This window comes from Streptomyces sp. NBC_00029 (genome assembly GCF_045160505.1).
Classification (GTDB): Bacteria; Actinomycetota; Actinomycetes; order Streptomycetales; family Streptomycetaceae; genus Streptomyces.
In genome coordinates, this window is the sequence record NZ_CP108292.1 from 4,580,496 (window position 1) to 4,599,890 (window position 19,395).

The 19,395-nt window shown below is 70.5% G+C and carries 19 protein-coding genes and 1 pseudogene; 12 read left to right on the top strand and 8 right to left on the bottom strand.

Translation table 11 applies throughout. The features are described 5' to 3' along the window. Positions 1–3 precede the first annotated feature (3 nt). The 4 genes from efeB (at position 4) to OG753_RS21520 (ending at position 4,872) form a co-directional block, all read left to right on the top strand. Positions 4–1,281, top strand: coding sequence for an iron uptake transporter deferrochelatase/peroxidase subunit (efeB, locus tag OG753_RS21505; protein WP_405789702.1), 1,278 nt, complete (start codon positions 4–6; stop codon positions 1,279–1,281). Positions 1,282–1,323: 42 nt separating this feature from the next. Continuing rightward, on the top strand, positions 1,324–2,259 hold the full coding sequence (pheA, locus tag OG753_RS21510) for a prephenate dehydratase (protein ID WP_327263321.1): 936 nt from the start codon (positions 1,324–1,326) through the stop codon (positions 2,257–2,259). A gap of 526 nt (positions 2,260–2,785) precedes the next feature. Further along, positions 2,786–4,063 (top strand): serine--tRNA ligase, encoded by a 1,278-nt coding sequence (gene serS / locus OG753_RS21515; protein ID WP_327263322.1) that lies wholly within the window; start codon positions 2,786–2,788, stop codon positions 4,061–4,063. After that, positions 4,060–4,872 carry an HAD family hydrolase gene (locus OG753_RS21520; RefSeq protein ID WP_327263323.1) on the top strand — a complete coding sequence of 271 codons (813 nt, stop codon included), beginning with the start codon at positions 4,060–4,062 and terminating at the stop codon, positions 4,870–4,872. Before serS ends, OG753_RS21520 begins: the two co-directional genes overlap by 4 nt. 151 nt (positions 4,873–5,023) lie before the next feature. On the opposite strand, the gene OG753_RS21525 is transcribed toward OG753_RS21520, so the two are convergent. Continuing rightward, positions 5,024–5,572: a hypothetical protein gene (locus OG753_RS21525; protein ID WP_405789704.1), complete on the bottom strand. Its 549-nt coding sequence runs from the start codon at positions 5,570–5,572 to the stop codon at positions 5,024–5,026. 163 nt (positions 5,573–5,735) lie between these two features. Between OG753_RS21525 and OG753_RS21530 the strand changes: the two genes are divergently transcribed. Then, on the top strand, positions 5,736–6,731 hold the full coding sequence (locus OG753_RS21530) for a sensor histidine kinase (protein ID WP_405789705.1): 996 nt from the start codon (positions 5,736–5,738) through the stop codon (positions 6,729–6,731). Positions 6,732–6,741: 10 nt separating this feature from the next. Then, positions 6,742–7,398 carry a response regulator transcription factor gene (locus OG753_RS21535; RefSeq protein ID WP_327263326.1) on the top strand — a complete coding sequence of 219 codons (657 nt, stop codon included), beginning with the start codon at positions 6,742–6,744 and terminating at the stop codon, positions 7,396–7,398. A gap of 18 nt (positions 7,399–7,416) precedes the next feature. Here the strand turns inward: OG753_RS21535 and OG753_RS21540 are convergent, their stop codons facing one another. The 5 genes from OG753_RS21540 to OG753_RS21560 all read right to left on the bottom strand — a co-directional run bounded on the left by OG753_RS21540 (position 7,417) and on the right by OG753_RS21560 (position 11,644). Continuing rightward, positions 7,417–8,052, bottom strand: a complete 636-nt coding sequence (locus OG753_RS21540) for a rhomboid-like protein (RefSeq protein ID WP_327263327.1) — start codon at positions 8,050–8,052, stop codon at positions 7,417–7,419. A gap of 82 nt (positions 8,053–8,134) precedes the next feature. Further along, positions 8,135–8,854: an ABC transporter permease subunit gene (locus OG753_RS21545; RefSeq protein WP_327263328.1), complete on the bottom strand. Its 720-nt coding sequence runs from the start codon at positions 8,852–8,854 to the stop codon at positions 8,135–8,137. A gap of 15 nt (positions 8,855–8,869) precedes the next feature. After that, positions 8,870–9,781, bottom strand: coding sequence for an ABC transporter ATP-binding protein (locus OG753_RS21550; protein ID WP_327263329.1), 912 nt, complete (start codon positions 9,779–9,781; stop codon positions 8,870–8,872). Next, the gene (locus OG753_RS21555) at positions 9,778–10,665 is read right to left on the bottom strand and encodes an ABC transporter permease (RefSeq protein ID WP_405789708.1); all 888 of its coding nucleotides are present in this window, start codon (positions 10,663–10,665) and stop codon (positions 9,778–9,780) included. The genes OG753_RS21550 and OG753_RS21555 overlap by 4 nt, the downstream gene beginning before the upstream one ends. Next, on the bottom strand, positions 10,655–11,644 hold the full coding sequence (locus OG753_RS21560; RefSeq protein WP_405789710.1) for an ABC transporter ATP-binding protein: 990 nt from the start codon (positions 11,642–11,644) through the stop codon (positions 10,655–10,657). Before OG753_RS21560 ends, OG753_RS21555 begins: the two co-directional genes overlap by 11 nt. Before the next feature lie 217 nt (positions 11,645–11,861). On the opposite strand from OG753_RS21560, the gene OG753_RS21565 reads away from it, so the two are divergent. From OG753_RS21565 to OG753_RS21580, 4 genes and pseudogenes are all read left to right on the top strand, one after another. Beyond that, the gene (locus OG753_RS21565; RefSeq protein ID WP_327263332.1) at positions 11,862–12,731 is read left to right on the top strand and encodes a M24 family metallopeptidase; all 870 of its coding nucleotides are present in this window, start codon (positions 11,862–11,864) and stop codon (positions 12,729–12,731) included. 5 nt (positions 12,732–12,736) lie between these two features. Next, entirely contained in the window at positions 12,737–14,527 is a 1,791-nt protein-coding gene (locus OG753_RS21570) for an SDR family oxidoreductase (protein ID WP_405792755.1), read from the top strand. Positions 14,528–14,565: 38 nt separating this feature from the next. Then, positions 14,566–14,733, top strand: a pseudogene (locus OG753_RS21575) (metal-dependent hydrolase); the annotation flags it as partial. Between the two features lie 10 nt (positions 14,734–14,743). Next, positions 14,744–15,658, top strand: a complete 915-nt coding sequence (locus OG753_RS21580) for a MerR family transcriptional regulator (protein WP_405789712.1) — start codon at positions 14,744–14,746, stop codon at positions 15,656–15,658. 152 nt (positions 15,659–15,810) lie between these two features. On the opposite strand, the gene OG753_RS21585 is transcribed toward OG753_RS21580, so the two are convergent. Continuing rightward, on the bottom strand, positions 15,811–16,656 hold the full coding sequence (locus tag OG753_RS21585) for an aquaporin (protein ID WP_405789713.1): 846 nt from the start codon (positions 16,654–16,656) through the stop codon (positions 15,811–15,813). Between the two features lie 134 nt (positions 16,657–16,790). Here OG753_RS21585 and OG753_RS21590 point away from each other — a divergent pair, with 134 nt between their 5' ends. Continuing rightward, complete coding sequence (locus OG753_RS21590) at positions 16,791–17,330, top strand: RNA 2'-phosphotransferase (protein WP_405789715.1); 540 nt, start codon at positions 16,791–16,793, stop codon at positions 17,328–17,330. A 137-nt stretch (positions 17,331–17,467) separates the two neighbouring features. Here the strand turns inward: OG753_RS21590 and OG753_RS21595 are convergent, their stop codons facing one another. Next, positions 17,468–18,373, bottom strand: a complete 906-nt coding sequence (locus tag OG753_RS21595; protein WP_405789717.1) for an LLM class flavin-dependent oxidoreductase — start codon at positions 18,371–18,373, stop codon at positions 17,468–17,470. 107 nt (positions 18,374–18,480) lie between these two features. On the opposite strand from OG753_RS21595, the gene OG753_RS21600 reads away from it, so the two are divergent. Beyond that, positions 18,481–19,368: a Cof-type HAD-IIB family hydrolase gene (locus OG753_RS21600; protein WP_405789719.1), complete on the top strand. Its 888-nt coding sequence runs from the start codon at positions 18,481–18,483 to the stop codon at positions 19,366–19,368. Positions 19,369–19,395 lie beyond the last annotated feature (27 nt).

Here is a 19,395-nt window from a genome sequence, read left to right on the forward strand (position 1 = left end):
AGCGTGACCGAGAGCACCCCCGACATCGAGATCTCCCGGCGCAGGCTGCTGGGCACCGTCGGCGCCGCAGGCGCCGCCGGGATCGCCCTCGGCTCCGCAGGCGGCGCCCTCGCGCACTCCGCGCTCGTCGGCCCGGGAGGCGGCTCCGCCACGGGCGCGGCCGGGAGCCTCGCCTCCCTCGGCGCCACCCAGGTGGCCTTCCACGGGGACCACCAGGCGGGCATCACCACCCCGCTGCAGGCCAAGGGGCACCTCGTCGCCTTCGACCTCGCCGCCGGGGCGGGCCGTACGGAGGCCGCCGCGCTGCTGAGGCGCTGGTCCGACACCGCCCGCCGGCTGATGGCGGGCGAGCCGGCCCCGACTTCCGACAGCGGGATCGCCCTCGACGCCGGCCCGTCCTCCCTCACCGTGACCTTCGGCTTCGGCCACTCCTTCTTCGAGCGCACCGGTCTCACCGCCCGTCGGCCCACCGCCCTCGACCCGCTGCCGGACTTCTCCTCGGACCGGCTCGACGCCCAGCGCAGCAACGGCGACCTGTGGGTCCAGATCGGCTCCAACGACGGCCTCGTCGCCTTCCACGCGCTGCGGGCCCTGCAGAAGGACGCCGGGGAGGCCGCCCGCGTCCGCTGGCAGATGAACGGCTTCAACCGGACCCCCGGCGCCACGGGCACCCCGATGACCGCCCGCAACCTCATGGGCCAGATCGACGGCACCGGCAACCCGAAGCCCTCGGAGCCCGACTTCGACAAGCGGATCTTCGTTCCCGGCGCAGGACCCGGGCCGGCCGAGCACGCCTGGATGGCCGGCGGCTCGTACGCCGTCGTCCGGCGCATCCGCATGCTCCTCGACGACTGGGACAAGCAGTCGCCCGCCCAGCAGGAGCAGGTCATCGGGCGTACCAAGGCCACCGGCGCCCCCCTGACCGGCGGTGGCGAGACCACCGAGATGCAGCTCGACAAGCTCGGCGCCGACGGGAAGCCCGTCATCGCGTCCAACGCCCATGCCCGGATCTCCGCCCCCGAGCAGAACGGCGGGGCCGCCATGCTGCGGCGCCCCTTCTCCTTCCACGACGGGATCGGCGCCGACGGCACCCCCGACGCGGGTCTCCTCTTCATCTGCTGGCAGGCCGATCCGCTGCGCGGATTCGTGCCCGTGCAGCGCAAGCTCGACCGCGGGGACGCGCTGTCGGAGTTCATCCGGCACGAGTCCAGTGGCCTGTACGCGGTTCCGCCCGGCCCCCGCAGCGACGAGTACGTGGGGCAGCGGCTGCTCGAAGGGTGAACGGCAACCCGGGGGACGGCGCCCCGGCATTAGGCTGATCGCATGTCAGCCACCCGCTTCACGTATCTCGGTCCCGAGGGCACTTTCACCGAGGCCGCCCTGCGCACCCTGCCGGAAGCCGCGACACGGGAACTCGTCCCGATGGTGTCGGTACCGGCCGCCCTGGACGCCGTACGGGCCGGCGAGGCGGCTGCCGCCCTGGTCCCGATCGAGAACTCGGTGGAGGGCGGGGTCACCGCCACCCTCGACGAGCTGGCCGCGGGCGAACCGCTGATGATCTACCGCGAAGTGCTGCTGCCGATCGCCTTCGCGCTCCTCGTGCGGCCCGGGACCGCCCTGTCGGAGGTCAAGACCGTCACCGGGCACCCGGTCGCCCAGCCGCAGGTGCGCAACTGGCTGCGGGCGAACCTGCCCGACGCGGTGTGGGAGTCGGCCGCCTCGAACGCCGACGGCGCCCGGCTGGTCCAGGAGGGCCGCTTCGACGCCGCCTTCGCGGGTGAGTTCGCCGCCGCCACCTACGGGCTCGTACCGCTGGTGACGGAGATCCACGACGCGGAGAACGCCGAGACCCGATTCGTCCTGGTGGGACGCCCGGCCCGGCCGGCCGCGCCGACCGGCGCGGACAAGACCTCCGTCGTGCTCTGGCTCGGCGACGACCACCCCGGTGCACTGCTGGAACTCCTCCAGGAATTCGCGGTCCGCGGGGTGAACCTGATGCTGATCCAGTCCCGTCCGACCGGACAGGGCATCGGTAATTACTGCTTCGCGGTCGATGCCGAGGGCCACATTTCCGACCGGCGGGTCAGTGAGGCCCTGATGGGCCTCAAGCGCACCTGTCCCCAGGTCCGCTTCCTCGGTTCCTACCCCCGCGCCGGTGTCGCTCAGAGTGACGTACGGGCTCCTCGGGCCGGAACCTCCGACGGCGACTTCACGGCCGCCTCCGACTGGCTGGGGCGTTGCCTCGACGGGCGGGCGTAGGAAGTCGTCCACTGTCCACAGAGTTATCCACAGGCCGGGATGGGGACCTGGGGACAAGTCGACAGAACGGCACGACAAGGTCGACAAATCGGCCGAGGGGCTCAGGTTTCGCTCTGGGGAGCGGGAGGTGAACGGTGTCACCTGCGCATCACCGATCAACTCTTTGGGGCGAGTCATTCCCACCCGAATGAGTGTGTGAGGGCGGTTTGAACCCTGATTCGCCTCGGCCATCCACCGATCAGGAATGATCTATTCCTGTGTCCACAGATGCAGCACACAGCCTGTGGATAACCTGCGGGCCTCGCCAATTCCTGTGGACAAGAACCTTCTCCGGCCCTGCTCAGCACCCGGCCGACCGTCGGCATTCTGCCCCTTTTCGGGGAATGGACCCGCTTTTATTGACGCCGGAGCAAAGGACACTTCCGGTCGGCCGTCAAGACTTATCCATTCGTTGCAATTGGGACATAGCGACACGCAGCGTGATATCGGTGTGATCCCAGGAACCCCAGCCCGGTAGCCTGGAGGGGTGATTGACCTCCGGCTGCTCCGTGAAGACCCTGACCGTGTCCGCGCCTCGCAGCGCGCCCGTGGAGAGGACGTCGAACTCGTCGACGCACTCCTCTCCGCCGACGAGCGCCGCAGGTCCTCCGGCGTGCGCTTCGACGACCTCCGCAATGAGCAGAGGTCGCTCGGCAAGCTCATTCCGAAGGCCTCTCCGGAGGAGCGGGCCGAGCTGCTGAAGAAGGCCGAGCAGCTCAAGCAGAACGTCAAGGCGGCCGAGGCCGAGCAGAACGAGGCCGACGAAGCCGCCAAGCGGCTTCTCCTCCAGCTCGGCAACATCGTCCACGAGGACGTCCCGGTCGGCGGCGAGGAGGACTTCACCGTCCTGGAGACGCACGGCACCGTCCGCGACTTCGCCGCCGAGGGCTTCGAGCCCAAGGACCACCTGGAGCTCGGCGAGCTGCTGGGCGCCATCGACGTCGAGCGCGGCGCCAAGGTCTCCGGTTCGCGCTTCTACTACCTGACCGGTGTGGGCGCCCTGCTGGAGCTGGCGCTGGTCAATGCGGCCATCGCCCAGGCCACCGAGGCCGGCTTCATCCCGATGCTGACCCCGGCGCTGGTCCGCCCGCGCGCCATGGAGGGCACCGGCTTCCTCGGCCAGGCCGCCGAGAACGTCTACCACCTGGAGAAGGACGACTACTACCTGGTCGGCACCTCCGAGGTCCCGCTCGCCGCGTACCACATGGACGAGATCATCGAGGCCGACAAGCTGCCGCTGCGGTACGCCGGCTTCTCCCCGTGCTTCCGCCGCGAGGCCGGTACGTACGGCAAGGACACCCGCGGCATCTTCCGCGTCCACCAGTTCGACAAGGTCGAGATGTTCTCGTACGTCGCGCCGGAGGAGGCCGAGGCTGAGCACCAGCGTCTCCTGGAGTGGGAGAAGCAGTGGCTGACCAGCCTGGAGCTGCCGTTCCAGGTGATCGACGTCGCCACCGGTGACCTGGGTGCCTCCGCCTCCCGCAAGTTCGACTGCGAGGCGTGGATCCCGACGCAGGGCAAGTACCGCGAGCTGACCTCGGCCTCGAACTGCAACAGCTTCCAGGCCCGTCGTCTGTCGATCCGCTACCGCGACGGCAAGAAGACCCAGCCGCTGTCCACGCTGAACGGCACCCTGTGCGCCGTACCGCGCACCATCGTCGCCATCCTCGAGAACCACCAGCAGGCCGACGGTTCGGTACGTGTGCCGCAGGCGCTCCGTCCGTACCTCGGCGGCCGCGAGGTCCTGGAGCCGATCGCCAAGTGAGCCCGGCCCCGTTCCCGTACAAGCTCGTCGCGACCGACCTCGACGGCACGCTGCTGCGTGGCGACGACACCGTCTCGGAACGCACCCGTGAAGCGCTCGTCGCGGCCACCGCGGCGGGCGCGGCGCACATCGTCGTGACCGGCCGGGCCGTGCCCTGGACCCGGCACGTACTGGACGACCTCGGCTACAAGGGGATCGCCGTCTGCGGGCAGGGCGCGCAGGTCTACGACGCAGGCGCGCACCGGCTGCTGACCTCGGTGACCCTGGACCGGCAGCTGGCCGGTCTGGCACTGTCGAAGCTGGAGGCCGAGATCGGCCCGCTGGCCCTCGCGGCCAGCCGGGACGGGGTGGACGGCGAGGTCCTGTTCGGGCCCGGTTACCAGGTGCAGGAGGGCCTCCCGGCCATATACCTGGACGACACCAAGGCGCTCTGGACGGCTCCGCTGAACAAGCTCTACATCCAGCACCCCGAGCTGGACGACGACACGCTCGTCAAGGTGGCCCGCTCGACCGTGGGCAGCCTGGTCGACATCGTCATGGCGGGTCCCGGCATCGTCGAGATCCTGCCGCTGGGCCTGACCAAGGCCACGGGCCTGTCGCTGGCCGCACGCCGGCTGGGGGCGAAGGCGGCGGAGACGATCGCCTTCGGTGACATGCCCAACGACATCCCTATGTTCGGCTGGGCCGCGCACGGGGTGGCGATGGCCAATGCCCATGCGGAGCTCAAGGCCGTGGCCGACGAGGTGACGACCTCCAACGAGGAGGACGGCATCGCGGTGGTGCTGGAGCGTCTGCTGGGCGCCGCGTAGGGCGTAAGCCGCAAGGCGTACGAGGGAGGAGAGGTCCGGGACGGCCCGCGCCGCAAGGCGCGCTCGAAGTGGCTGCCCCGGACCTTTTGTTGCTCCCCGCACCCCTCACTCTGCACCCGGCGCAGGTCGCTTACCAGCGAATTTCCGTGCATCAGCCGTGGATCCGACGGCGGCGCCAGTAAGCGACGGTCACCAGGGCGAGGAGCGGCCCCCAGAGCACCAGGGGTGCGTAGCAGACGGTCATGAGCCACCAGCCGGCCCCGGTGGGTGCGCCCGGCGCCGCCATGCTCGTACTCCAGTGGAAGGCGGCCAGGACGGTGACCAGGGTGACCGCGACGGCTCCCAGAGCAGCCGGTACGACCGCCGCGAGGGTCGGGATCCGGCGACCGCCCAGCCAGGGGATCCAGCGCGGCACCACCTCGCCCCAGCGCTGTACGAGACCGAGGCTGAGGAGGCCGAGGCCTTCGGCGAAGAGGCTGAGCGCCACCAGGTAGAAGGACCACCTGCCGGGGAAGAGTTCGGCCTCCAGTCCACTGCCGGCTCCCCAGCCGACGGGTATGCCGACCGCGATGGCCACCCTCCACAGGCCGCTGGGGGCGAGGGTGAGGGCGGCCGCATGGGCGGCCCAGCGGATCGGCCGGCTGACGATGGGTCCGGCCGGGATGGCGGAGGCGGGGGCGGGGGCTGTGAGCGTGGCCATGGTCCAAGTCCTTTGCATGAGGCGGTCGGTGATGCCTCAAGCCTGGCCGGGCAGAACCCTCCGGGACCATCTGCCGATCAGCGGGCCCGTGGTGGCGCAGCCCGGGCCGGCTCTGCCGAACGGCAGATGCTCCGGCCGCTCGTGCGCTCGTAGGGTCGGCCTCATGACCGTGAACACGCGTGCTGTTTATGCTCCGTTGCTCGCTCTCGCGGCGGTCGGTGGGCTCCTCGCCTCGTTCCTGGGGGTGCCCGCGACGTGGGTGCTGCTCTGGGTGTGCCTGCTGCTGCCGCTGCTGGGCCTGGTGGCCCGCTGGTCCCCGGTGCGTTCGGGGGCCGCCGCCGCCTCGCTGGGCGTGGCCGCCGTCGCTCTCTGGCCCCTCCCACTGATGTGGGAGGCGGCGTCCTGGCTGGAGGCCTGCGGGGCGGCGGCGTTCTGGGCGTTGCCGGCGCTCGGAGCCCTGGCCGCCGGCGGGTATCTGCGCCGCCAGGCGAACCGAATGCGGCAAGCCGTCCGGGACGGCCGGCGCGACCAGCAGCTGGAACTGGCCCGGGACCTCCACGACTTCGTGGCACACGATGTGAGCGCCATCGTGGTGCAGGCGCAGGCGGCCCGGTTCGTGGCGGACAAGGACCCCGAGCAGGCGGTCCGCGCGCTGGAGCGGATCGAGGCGGCGGGGCTCGGGGCACTGGCCTCCATGGACCGGACGGTGCACGCGCTGCGGGAGGCGGCCGGAGCGCGGTCCGCCTCCGTCCCCGGGACCTCCGAGTTGCCGGGGCTGGTGGAACGCTTCGAGGGCGGGGTACTGGATGCCGATCCGGCGGCGGTCCGGGGGTTGTCGCGGGAGGCGGACACCACCGCGTACCGGGTGGCCGTCGAGGCCCTGACGAACGTACGCCGGCACGCGCCCGGAGCAGGACTGGTACGGGTGCGCCTGCACCGGGCCGCCGGGGGGATCGAGCTGAGCGTGGCCAACTCCGCACCGGCCCGGGGCGCGGGCGGACTGCGGGGACTGGGACTGCGGCGACGGAGCGGCACCGGGCTGGCCGGGCTGCGCGCCAGGGTGGAGGCCGCCGGCGGCACGCTGCGGGCCGGGGCGAGTCCCGACGGAGGCTGGCGGGTTTGCGCCGTCTTCCCGGCGCAGGAGCAGCCCCTCGGGTGATCATGGCGGCGTGACCACACGCATTTTGATCGCCGATGACCAAGAGGACATACGCAGCGGCTTCCGGCTGATCCTCGACTCGCAGCCGGACATGACCGTGGTGGGGGAGGCCGCGGACGGGGAGAGCGCGGTGGCACTGGCCCGGGAGCTGCGGCCGGACGTGGTGCTGGCGGACATCCGGATGCCGCGGCTCGACGGGCTGGAGGTGACCCGCCTGCTGGCCCCGCAGACGCGGGTGCTGGTGGTGACCACCTTCGACCTGGACGAGTACGTGCACACCGCGCTGCGCAACGGTGCCTGCGGCTTTCTGCTGAAGCGGTCCGGGCCGGCGCTGCTGATCGAAGGGGTGCGGTCGGCGATGGCGGGGGACACGCTGATCAGTCCGCAGATCACGGTGCGGCTGCTGAGCCGGCTGACGCAGGCGGGTCCGGTCGCCCGGCCCGCGGCGCATCCGCTGACGGAGCGGGAGGTGGACATCGTGCGTCTGGTGGCGCGGGGACTCACCAATGCCGAGATCGGCGCGAAGCTGTTCATCACCGCGGGGACGGCCAAGACCCACATCGCGAACGTGCAGGCCAAGCTCGGGGCACGGAACCGGGTGGGAATCGCCTCGTGGGCGTGGGAGCACGGCGTCGCGAAACCGGAGGCAGAGGCGGACACCTCCTGATTCGGGCCTGCGTCTTCGTCATGTTTCACGTGAAACAACGTGGCGGGTGAGCGGCCACGCGAGCAGACCCACCGAGAGCGCTATGGCGTGACCGAGGTCCGTGAAGGTGCCGCCGGTGGTCAGTGGGATCCCGAAGAAGGCGATCACTCCGGCCAGGTAGAGCCATTTCCAGGGTCCGGGGATCCGGTAGGTGAGGACACCGATGGAGGCGGCGAGCCCGTAGCTGACGCCGATGTCGACGACATGGGTCATGCTCTGCGGGGCCCGGTGGTCCTGGATGGCCGTCAGGAGGACCTTCTGGCTGACCAGTGTGGCGACCACATGGGCGGTCGCGACGATCAGGAGCCAGCGCAGGGTGCCGAGCCAGCGTTCGACGGGGGCGTGGAACAGCTCGAAGAGGACGGCGTAGAGGGCCAGCGAGGCCGGGTCCGCGATCCAGAAGGCACTGCTGACGAGTGCCCGGACGGGGTACTTCACGAGCTGGGTGATGTTGCTGCTGTTGCGGTGCAGCAGGACCCGGTCGATCTGGTCGGGCGCGATCGCGACGATGATGCTGGTGACGGCGATGATCAGCAGCCAGATGTGCGTTCCGGGCGAGGACCGTATCCAGGACCGCAGTGGCCTGGACGGCTCCGGCTCGGTGTGCGCGACCATGCACCGATGATGACGCGCGAACCTGTGCCCCGCCCGGCCGGTGGGCCGGGCGGGGCACAGGTTCGCGGCGCCGCGCTGCGGCCTACTCCTCGCCGGCCAGGGTGAGGCGGCGGAGCTTCTGGCCCGCGTAGACGGTGGCGCCGACGGTGACCGCGCAGAGCAGGATCGCGGCGGTGGGCAGGCCGACGGTGGCGTCGACGTACCCGTTCCCGGCGACCTTCTCGGCGACGGACAGCGCCCACTGCTGGACGCTGAGGGTCTTGGCGCCGGAGACCAGGCTGCCGAAGAGCGACTCCCAGATCAGGGCGTAGACGAGGCCGAAGACGACCGCGTGCCGGCTGACGGTGCCGAGCAGCAGGAACAGCGCGCTGTAGGCGATCGAGGCCACGAGGGCGGCGATCGTGTAGGCGACGGCGATCTGCTGGCCGTTCCCGTTGAGGATGAAACCTGCGATCAGGGTGGGGATCGCGGAGAAGACCATGGTGACGGAGATCGCCACGATCAGCTTGGTCATGATGATCGTCGGGCGCTTCACCGGCTTGGCGAGCAGGTAGACGATGGAGCCGTCGTCGATCTCCGGCCCGATCGCTCCGGTGCCGGCGATGACACCGATCAGCGGAACCATGGTGGCGAGGGCGAAGCCCCCGAGGAGGTCGGCCGCGACCTTGTCGTCCACGCCGACGAAGGCACGGACGACGAGTGCGATGACGATCAGCAGGGCGGGCAGCGCAAAGAGGATCAGCGCGCGGCGCCGGCCGAGCAGGGCCCGGTAGGTGAGCCGGGCAACGGTGGGTTCGTACATGGGTGCCAGCTCCTTTCAGGCCGCGACGAGGTAGGAGAAGACCGACTCGAGGGACTCGTCGGAGGGCGAGACCGTCAGCAGCCGGATGCCGTGTTCCCGGGCCACGCGGGGCAGCAGCTCGGTGAAGCGGCCGAAGTCGACGGCCTGGATGCGCAGCGCGCCTTCCTTGAGGTCGACCTCGATGCCCGCGGTGGAAGGGTCGGCGATCAGGGCCGCGGCGAGGACCCGGTCGTCGGAGGAACGGATGACGTAGCGGTGCGGGCGGTCCGTCATCAGGCGGCGGATCTTGCGGAAGTCGCCGGAGGCTGCGTGCCGGCCGGCCACGACCACCTCGATGTGCGAGGCGAGCTGCTCGACCTCCTCCAGGATGTGGGAGGAGAACAGGACGGTGCGTCCCTCGTCGCCCATGCGCCGCAGCAGGTCCATGAGCTGCATGCGCTGGCGCGGGTCCATGCCGTTGAACGGCTCGTCGAGGAGCAGTACGGACGGGTCGTGGACGAGGGCGGAGGCCATCTTCACGCGCTGGCGCATGCCCTTGGAGTACGTGGAGATCTTGCGGTCCTGGGCGTACTCCATCTCGACGGTGGCGAGCGCCCGCTGGGCGGCCGCGTCGTCGAGGCCGTGGAGTTCGGCGTTCGCGACGACGAACTCCCGGCCCGTGAGGAAGTCGTACATGGCCTCGCGCTCGGGCACGACGCCGATCTGCTTGTAGACCTGCTCGTTCTGCCAGATCGGCGCGCCGTCGAGGGTGACGGTGCCCGTGGAAGGAGCGAGGAAGCCGCCCATCATGTTGATGAGGGTGGACTTCCCGGCGCCGTTGGGGCCCAGCAGCCCGGTGACGCCGGGGCCGATGGTCATGGTGACGTCGTTGACCGCGACGACGTTCCCGAACCAGCGGGAGGTGTGGTCGATGGCGATGGTGGTCACAGCCCGGCCTTCCGGTAGCGGGCCATCAGGGCGGCGTAGGAGCCGGCGATGAGGCCGAGGACGACGAGCAGGTAGACGACGCCGATGGCGGCCGAGGGTCCCTGGCCGCCGGGGAAGATGGAGTCCGCGTTCAGGAACGCGGTCTGCACGCCGTCGATGAGGGTGATCGGGGCGAACAGGCCCATCCAGTCGATGGCTCCGGTGTTCCCGGTGCTGTAGGAGATCCCCTGGACCGCGGTCACCGCGCCGTAGGGGATCAGGAGCACCGCGATGATCGCGGCGACGCCGAACCCGCGGCGGGGGGTGAGTGCGGCCATGACCAGTCCGAGGCCGGAGAAGAGCAGCGACAGCAGCAGAACCGACACGAGTCCCTGCCCGAATTCCTTGGTCTGGTCGGCGAAGTCGAACTTCGCGAGGAGCGAGCCGATCCACATGATCAGAAGCGGGGTCGCGGTGAGGACGAACAGGGCCGAGGCCATGGCCGCGTACTTGGCCAGGACGTAGTCGACGCGCTCGATGGGCCGCGAGAAGTACAGCGGGACCGTCTTGAAGCGCAGGTCCCGCGAGACCGACTGCGGCGCCTGGGAGGCGAGGAAGAGACCGATGATCACCTGGGTGGTCATGGCGTACGTCGTGTACTTGATCGGCAGGTCCGTGGAGCCGGGTACCGCGATGGCGACCGCGACGATGATCAGCGCGGGCACGCACATCACCGCGAAGAGGAGCATCGGGAGGACCTTGGACTTGGCGGAGCGGCCGAGTCCGTAGGCGCCGCGCAGGGACTGAGAGAACAGCGACTTGCGGGCGTAGGCGCGGCCGAGCCGGGGTCCGTCGTAGGACCGGTAGCCGATGTTGTGGATCTGGGTCGAGGTGTCAGGCGCCATCGGAACCGGCTCCCTTCTGCTGGACGGTGGGCGAGGGCTGGTCGTTGTCGCGGAAGACCTCCGCGATGTGGTGACGGCGCTGCTCCATGCGGACCAGACCGATGCCCAGGCCGGCGACGGTGTCGCGGACGGTGTCGTACGTCTCCTCGCCCGTGGCCTCGACGAGGAGGATGTGGCCGGCGCCGGGCAGGCCCTGCTCCTCCCCGGCGTGCAGGGTGACGCCGGCCTCCGTGAGCGCCTTGCGCAGGGCGGCGGTGCCGTCCGGGTGGGCGTCGGAGTCGGTGACCTCGACCGCGAGGGTCGTCGTGATCTGGGTGAAGTCGCTGGTGGAGCTGGAACGCAGCAGCTTGCCGCCGTCGACGACGACCACGTGGTCGCAGGTCCGTTCCAGCTCGCCGAGGAGGTGGGAGGTGACCAGGACGGAGATGCCGAAGTCCGTGTAGATGCGGCGGATCAGGCCGAGCATCTCGTCGCGGCCGACCGGGTCCAGGCCGTTGGTCGGCTCGTCGAGGAGCACCAGCTGGGGGTCGTGGACGAGGGCCTGGGCGAGCTTGACGCGCTGCTTCATGCCGGTGGAGTAGCCGCCGATGGGGCGGTAGCGCTCCTCGTACAGCCCGACGTGGCGCAGGGTGTCGGCGGTGCGCTCACGGGCCGCGGTGGGCGGCAGCCCGGACATGCGCGCCATGTGGACGACGAACTCGGTGGCCGAGACGTCGGGTGGCAGGCAGTCGTGCTCGGGCATGTACCCGACGCGTTCACGGATGGCGCTGCCATGCGTGCGGACGTCGAGGCCGAGCACGGCGGCGCTGCCCTCGGTGGCGGGGGACAGTCCCAGCAGAATTTTGATCAGCGTGGACTTGCCGGCTCCGTTGGCACCAACGAGGCCGGTTACACCAGGCCCGATGTCCAGGGAGAGCCGGTCGAGGGCGGTCACTCGGGGGTACCGCTTGCTCAGGCTTTCGGTCGCGATGACAGTCACGGGTTCGACGTTAGTGGCGTAGCTCTCGCGAAACGTCAGACCTTGAGCTGGATCCCGTCTCAGCCTTCAGGCGTACATGCCCGTACTGGAGGCTGATGTGAACCCGACAACTTTGTCCACAGGTCCGTGCACGACCCTTGACGTGATCTCCGGTCATTGTCACATTCATCAGTGTCAACTTACGGGCGCGTACGGCTACACGGATGGACGGGCTGACATGGCTGGGGACACCAAGCAACGCACCGCGCGACTCTCCGGACGACCCTCCGCCGACCTGAGCGGGTTCAGAGAGGTGCAGCGCCTCTCGTACGAGTGCGCCGAGGCCGTCGCGGCCCAGCTGCGGCCCGGAGTGACCGAGCGCGAGGCCGCGCGCATGCAGCGCGAGTGGCTGCGGGAGCGCGGAGTGCGGGACTGGTTCCACCTGCCCTTCGCCTGGTTCGGGGACCGCACCGCCTTCGCGGACTTCAGGATCCCGCTGCAGTTCTTCCCCACCAACCGGAGGCTGGAGCCGGGGATGCCGTTCATCCTCGACATGGCGCCGGTCTACAAGGGGTACTCGGCCGACATCGGCTATTCCGGCAGCCTCGGGCTCAATCCGGTGCAGGACCGGCTCATGTCCGATCTCCAGGCGCACCGCGTGCTGATCCTGGAGCAGGTGCGCGAGGGCCGCTCCCTGCGTGAGATCTACGAGAACGTCGAACGGCTGATGACCCGGCAGGGGTACGCCAACCGGCACCGGGCCTATCCCTTCGGCGTCATCGCGCACAAGATCGACCGGGTCAAGGAGCGGCGCTGGTCGCCGACCGCGTTCGGATTCGGCACCCAGTCCCTCAAGGGCCTGGCCAGTGACGCCCTGCACGGGCACCGCGAGGGCTGGTCCCCGCTGTGGAGCCCCTACCACTTCTCCGACCATCCGCCGCAGCCCGGCCTGTGGGCGGTGGAACCGCACCTCGGTTTCAGGGGCACGGGTGCGAAGTTCGAGGAGATCCTGGTCGTCACCGACTCCCGGGACCCCGAGGAGAGCGCGTTCTGGCTGGACGACGATCTGCCGCACGTGCGGCGCTGGGCCGAGGAGAAGGCAGCATGAGCGACATGAGCGGCATGGACGGAGCAGGAACGGTGGAGCCGACGGGTGCGCGCGAGCGCCGGGTGAGCACCGGCGGTGTCGAGCTGTGTGTCGTGGAGCTCGGCGAGACGGGCCGGCCGACGGTGGTGCTGGTGCACGGCTATCCGGACAGCAAGGAGGTCTGGTCGGAGGTCGCCGAGCGGCTCGCGACGCGCTTCCACGTGGTCCTCTACGACGTACGCGGCCACGGGCGCTCCACCGCGCCGCAGCCGCTCCGCGGCGGCTTCACCCTGGAGAAGCTGACCGACGACTTCCTGGCGGTGGCGGACGCGGTCAGCCCGGACCGGCCCGTGCACCTGGTCGGCCACGACTGGGGCTCCGTACAGGGCTGGGAGTTCGCGACGGTCGCCCGCACCGAGGGCAGGATCGCCTCCTTCACCTCGATGTCGGGGCCCTCCCTCGACCACTTCGGGCACTGGATCAAGAAGCGGATGGCACGGCCCACCCCGCGAGCCGCAGCGCAACTGCTCGGCCAGGGCGCCAAGTCCTGGTACGTCTACATGCTGCACACCCCCGTGCTGCCTGAGCTCGCCTGGCGCGGGCCGCTCGGCAAGCGGTGGCCGGCGATGCTCGAGCGCCTCGAGAAGGTTCCGGCCGGCTCCTATCCGACGGCCTCGCTGCCTTCGGACGCGGCCCACGGCGCCTGGCTCTACCGCGACAACGTGCGACCGCGGCTGCGCCGGCCGCGCCCCGACGCTTACGCCCACGTACCGGTTCAGCTGATCACCCCGACCGGGGACGCCTTCCTGTCCGAGCGGCTCTACGACGGCCTGGAGCGGTGGGCCCCGGACCTGCTGCGGCGGACCCTGCCCGCAAAGCACTGGGTTCCCCGGACCCGGCCCGACCAGCTGGCCGCCTGGATCACCGAGTTCGTCACCGACCGGGAGGAACCCGCGACGCGGGCGCCCGAGCAGAAGGCCCCGGGCAAGTACGCCGACCGCTTCGCGGGGCAGTTGGTCCTGGTCACCGGCGCGGCCAGCGGTATCGGCCGGGCCACGGCCTTCGCCTTCGCCGAGGCCGGGGCCCGGGTGGTGGCCGTCGACCGGGACGCCGAAGGCGCGGCGCGCACGGCCGACATGGCCCGCCTCGTCGGCGCCGCCGAAGCCTGGGCCGAGTGCGTGGACGTCAGCGACGAACAGGCGATGGAGAAGCTCGCGGTGAAGGTCGCCGCCGAGTACGGAATCGTCGACGTCCTGGTCAACAATGCCGGGATCGGTCTGTCCGGGGCCTTCCTCGACACCACCGCCGAGGACTGGAAGAAGGTCCTGGACGTCAATCTGTGGGGCGTCATCCACGGCTGCCGGATCTTCGGGAAGCAGATGGCCGAGCGCGGTCAGGGCGGGCACATCGTCAACACCGCCTCCGCCGCCGCCTACCTGCCCTCCCGGACCCTGCCCGCCTACAGCACGTCGAAGGCCGCCGTGCTGATGCTCTCCGAATGCCTGCGCGCGGAACTGGCCTCGAAGTCGATCGGCGTCTCCGCGATCTGCCCGGGCATCGTCAACACCAACATCACCGCCACCTCGCGCTTCGCCGGTGTGGACGAGGCCGAGCAGAAGCGCCGCCAGGAACGCTCCTCGCGGCTGTACGGGCTGCGCAACTTCCCGCCGGAGAAGGTCGCCGACGCGATCCTGCGGGCCGTCGTGCGCAACGAGGCCGTCGTACCCGTGACTCCCGAGTCGAAGGGCGCCCTGTGGATGTCCCGCTTCGCACCGCGCACGCTGCGGCGCATCGCGAGGCTGGAGCCGAAGTTGTGAACGGGCCCGCGCCGGATGGCCTTCGACCGGAAGCCGACGGGCTGCTGCCCACGTGGAGAGAGCCCGGCACGGCCATACCCCGCTCCTTCCGGCGGTCGTACCATCCCTCGCAGGAGGGCTCGCTGCGCAGGGCGGTCGAGTGCCTTGCGGCTTCACCTGCCGCCCGGGCCGCGGCGGGCGCGGTCGGCCGAGCCGCGATGTCGTAGGGAGCCGGGATTGTCCGATCAGGCGGTAGCCGAATACCGGATCGAGGATCTGGCACACCACAGCGGAGCGACGGTGCGCACGATCCGGGCGTACCAGGACCGCGGTCTGCTGCCGAAGCCGGAGCGGCGGGGCCGTTCCAACGTCTACCGGGACACGCATCTGGCGCGACTGCGCCAGATCGCGGACCTGCTGGACCGCGGATACACCCTGGCCTCCATCAAGGAGCTCCTGGAGGCCTGGGACGCGGGGCGCGGTCTGGGCGGCGTACTGGGGCTGGTCGCCGAGGTGCACGGGCCGTGGACCGACGAGGAAGCGGCCCGGATCAGCCGGGAAGAACTGAACGAGCGGTTCGGCGGCCGCCCGGACGACGAGGCGGTGGACGAGGCCTGCGAGCTCGGGGTGCTGGAGCGGATCCCGGGACGCCCGGACCAGTTCCTGGTGCCCTCCCCGCAGGAGCTGGCGGTGGCCGCCGAGCTGTACGCGGCAGGGGTGCCGCTGACAGCGATCACCGGCCACCTGCGGGAACTGCGGGGGCAGGTGGAACACATCGCCTCGCGGTTCCTGGAGTTCACCACCGAGCACGTCTTCGCGCGCTACCTCGGGCAGGTGCCGCCCACCGACTCGGACGCGGCGGAGGCGGCGACGATGGTGCGGCGGCTTCGGCCGTTGGCCCAGCAGACCGTGGACGCCGAGCTGGCGCGGGCGATGCGACTGTTCGCGACCCGGCACCTCCAGCGACACCTGGGAGCGGCCGGCGCATCGGGACCGACCGGGCCCTCGCCGGTGGCCCTGCCGGCCGGAACGGTACGTGCCGTGCAGGAGCTGGTGGGCGCCGACCATGTGGCGGAATTCGTCCGGGCCGCGACGGAGCGGGAGCTCCAGGCCCGGACGATGAACGATCTGGCGCGCCGGGGCGAGCGGTGATGCCGGAAGGAGCGATTACGGCGGAGAGAGCGATTACGGGGGGTCGCGCTTAGTCCACAGGTTCCACAGGGCGGATCACGCGTTTGACGTCAAAACCCGCCCAAACGGCTGTGGACAAGTCACCTTTTCCTGTGGGCAACTGAGATGCCGTCTCACCCGATGGCCTCGTAGGCCGCCTTTGCGGGGCTCGGTCCGTCCACCGGTCCGGCCTCCGGCAGGACCGCCGGAACGGTCGTCTCGACCGTCACGGTCCCCGTCGCGGCCACCGTTGCCGCCACGGGCGCCGGCGTCGGCTTCTGCTTCGCGGCCCGGCCGGACCGGCGCCCGTACAGGAGGGCGGCCAGGGCCAGGCCGAGGATCGCGCCGGCCAGCTGGGCACCGATGAAACCGGGCAGCGACTGCGGAGCTATGCCGGTGAAGGAATCACTGAAGCTGCGCCCGATGGTTCCGGCCGGATTGGCGAAGGAGCCGGACGAGGTGAACCAGATCGCGGCAGCGAGGTACGCCGCGACCGCCGCCGGGATGAGCCTGGGGCGCCCGATGTGCCCGAGGCCCTGGATCAGGAGGACGAGACCTGCGGTGGCGACGACCTCGCCGATGAGCAGGTGACCGCCGTCGCGCACCTGGGTGGCGAAGGCACCCGGCGTCCGGCCGAACATGACTTCCGCCAGGAGGGCTCCGCCGACGGCTCCGGCGCTCTGGGCCGCGGTGTAGACGAGTGCCTCGCGGCCGCCCAGGCCCTCGCCGCCGGTGCGCCGGGACCACCAGGAGCTGAGGGTGACCACCGGGTTGAGGTGGGCGCCGGAGAGCGGCCCGAAGAGGGTGATGATCAGCCCGAGGCCGATGGCCGAGGCGAACGAGTTGGCGATGAGGGCGACACCGGTGTCGCGGCTGAGCTCGGCGGCCTTGAGCCCGGAGCCGATCACAACGGTGAGCAGACCGGCGGTACCGATCAGCTCGGCAGCGGCACGGCGTGACAGTGAGGGTTGGGCTGTCATGGTTTCTCCCCCTGAACAGAAGTGGAAGTGGAAAATATATTCCGCATCTTGGAAGAGCGATAGAGGGTGTCCACCGCCGGGCCGTCCCCGAAAATTCCCTGCCCCGGGGCCGCCCGACCGGGCACGCTGGAGCCATGGATGAAAGACGCACCGTGAAGGTGTCGAAGTACGTCTCGAAACACCTGCGACACCAGCCGGAACGGATCGGACTGGTGCTCGACCCCCAGGGCTGGGTGGAGATCGACGATCTCCTGCACGCGGCGGCCTCACACGGCTTCCCCTTCGACCGCGCCGAGCTCGACCACGTCGTCGCCGCCAACGACAAGCAGCGGTTCGCCGTCGACGGCACCCGGATCCGGGCCAACCAGGGGCACACCGTGGCCGTGGACCTGGACCTTCCGGAGGCCGAACCGCCCGCGTACCTCTACCACGGCACCGTCGCCGCCGCCCTGGACCCGATCCGTGCCGAGGGGCTGCGCCCGATGGCCCGCCACCACGTGCACCTGTCCCCCGACCGGGAGACCGCGACCCGGGTCGGCGCGCGACGCGGACGGCCCGTCATCCTCAGCGTGGACGCGGGGGCGATGCGTGCGGCCGGGCACGTATTCAGGGTCAGCGCCAACGGGGTGTGGCTGGTGGACGCCGTACCACCGCAGTTCCTGCGCTTCCAGTAGTACGGGGTCATGCGTCCGGGGCACCGCAGTTCACGCAGAGACCGTCCGGCCATCCCCCTGATGTGTGAGCCACCCGGGGGTCCGCGGGGTCGTCGCCACTTCCGCCGGGGAGCGGCGACGACCGGACGAGCGGCGGATCAGTTGCCGATCTGAGCCAGGGCCTCGGTGGCGATCTTCTCGAACACGGCCTCGTCGGAGGCGAAATCGGAGTCCGGGATCGGAGCGTGGATCACCAGCTCGGTGAAGCCCAGCTCGCGGTGGCGGCCGGCGAAGTCGACGAAGCGGTCCACGGACTCCAGCACGCTGTTGGCCTCCGGCGTGAACCCGGTCAGAAGGATCTTCTCCACGGGCTCGGGGTCCCGCCCGATCTCCAGGAAGGTCTTGCCCAGTCGTTCGAGCTGCCCGCGCAGGGCCTCGCGCGACTGCTCGGGCGTGCCCTCGTCGAAGAGCTTCGGGTCACCCGTGGTCACCCAGGCCTGGCCATGGCGTGCGGCGAGCCGCATACCGCGCGGCCCGTTCGCGGCGACCGCGAACGGCAGTCGCGGCCGCTGCGCACAGCCGGGGATGTTGCGGGCCTCCACGGCGGAGTAGAAGGTGCCCTCGTGGCTCACCGAGCCCTCGGTCAGCAGCTGGTCCAGCAGCGGCACGAACTCGGCGAAGCGGTCGGCGCGCTCACGCGGGGACCAGGCCTCCTGGCCCAGCGCCGTCGCGTCGAAGCCGTTGCCGCCGGCACCGATGCCGAGGGTGATGCGGCCGCCGGAGATGTCGTCCAGGCTGATGAGGTCCTTGGCGAGGGTCACCGGGTGCCGGAAGTTCGGCGAGGTGACCAGCGTGCCCAGACGCAGCCGCTCGGTGGCGGTGGCCGCCGCGGTCAAGGTGGGCACCGCCCCGAACCACGGGCCGTCACGGAACGTCCGCCAGGACAGGTGGTCGTAGGTATAAGCAGTGTGGAATCCGAGCTGCTCAGCCCGGAGCCACTGATCGCGGCCCCCCTCGTGCCATCGACGTACCGGAAGGATCACCGTGCTCAGACGCAGACTCATGCTTCGAGCCTACGGTGAGCCGATGTTTCACGTGGAGCGCCGGTGTTTCACGTGAAACATCGCCCGAGGTGACAGCGTCCCCGCCCATGGTCAGGACGCCCCCGCCCATGGGCGAAGATGGAGCCGTGACCTCGGCTCCCCAGCGCCCGGACGGGCCAACCCCCACGCCCCGGCTCATCGCCACCGACCTCGACGGCACCCTGCTGCGCGACGACAAGTCCGTCTCGCCACGCACCGTCGCCGCACTCGCCGCCGCCGAGGAGGCCGGAATCGAGGTCTTCTTCGTCACCGGCCGCCCGGCCCGCTGGATGGATGTGGTCAGCGACCATGTCCACGGTCATGGCCTCGCGATCTGCGCCAATGGCGCCGCGGTGGTCGATCTGCATGCCGGACGTGAATTCGTGCAGGTGAGGTCCCTCCCGCGGCCGGCCGCACTCGCCGTCGTCGATGCCCTACGGGCCGCGGCACCCGGCACTTCGTTCGCCGTGGAGCTGACCACCGGTATCAACTATGAGCCGGCGTACCCGCCCTTCTTCAAGGATCCGGGTGCCAGGGTGGCCACCGCCGAGAAGCTGCTGCACGAGGACACGGATGAAGACGCCGCGCCCGTGCTCAAGCTGCTGGCACACCACGCCGAGCTGGCCCCGGACGAGTTCCTGATGCTGGCGCGCTCCGCCGCAGGCAAGTACGCGTCGATCACCCGCTCCAGTCCGACCTCCCTGCTGGAGGTCAGCGGGCCGGGTGTGTCCAAGGCCAGCACCCTGGCGCTGTGCTGCGCCGAGCGCGGCATTTCCCCGGCCGAGGTCGTGGCCTTCGGGGACATGCCGAACGACGTGGAGATGCTCAGCTGGGCGGGCACCTCGTACGCGATGGGCAATGCCCACCCCGATGTGATCGCGGCCGCGTCCGGACGTACGGTCGCCAACAACGAGGACGGGGTCGCCCTCGTCATCGAGCGCATCCTGGCCGAGCGGACGGCGCAGCAGCAGGCCTGATCCGAAAGAGGACGCCCCCGGGTTCCG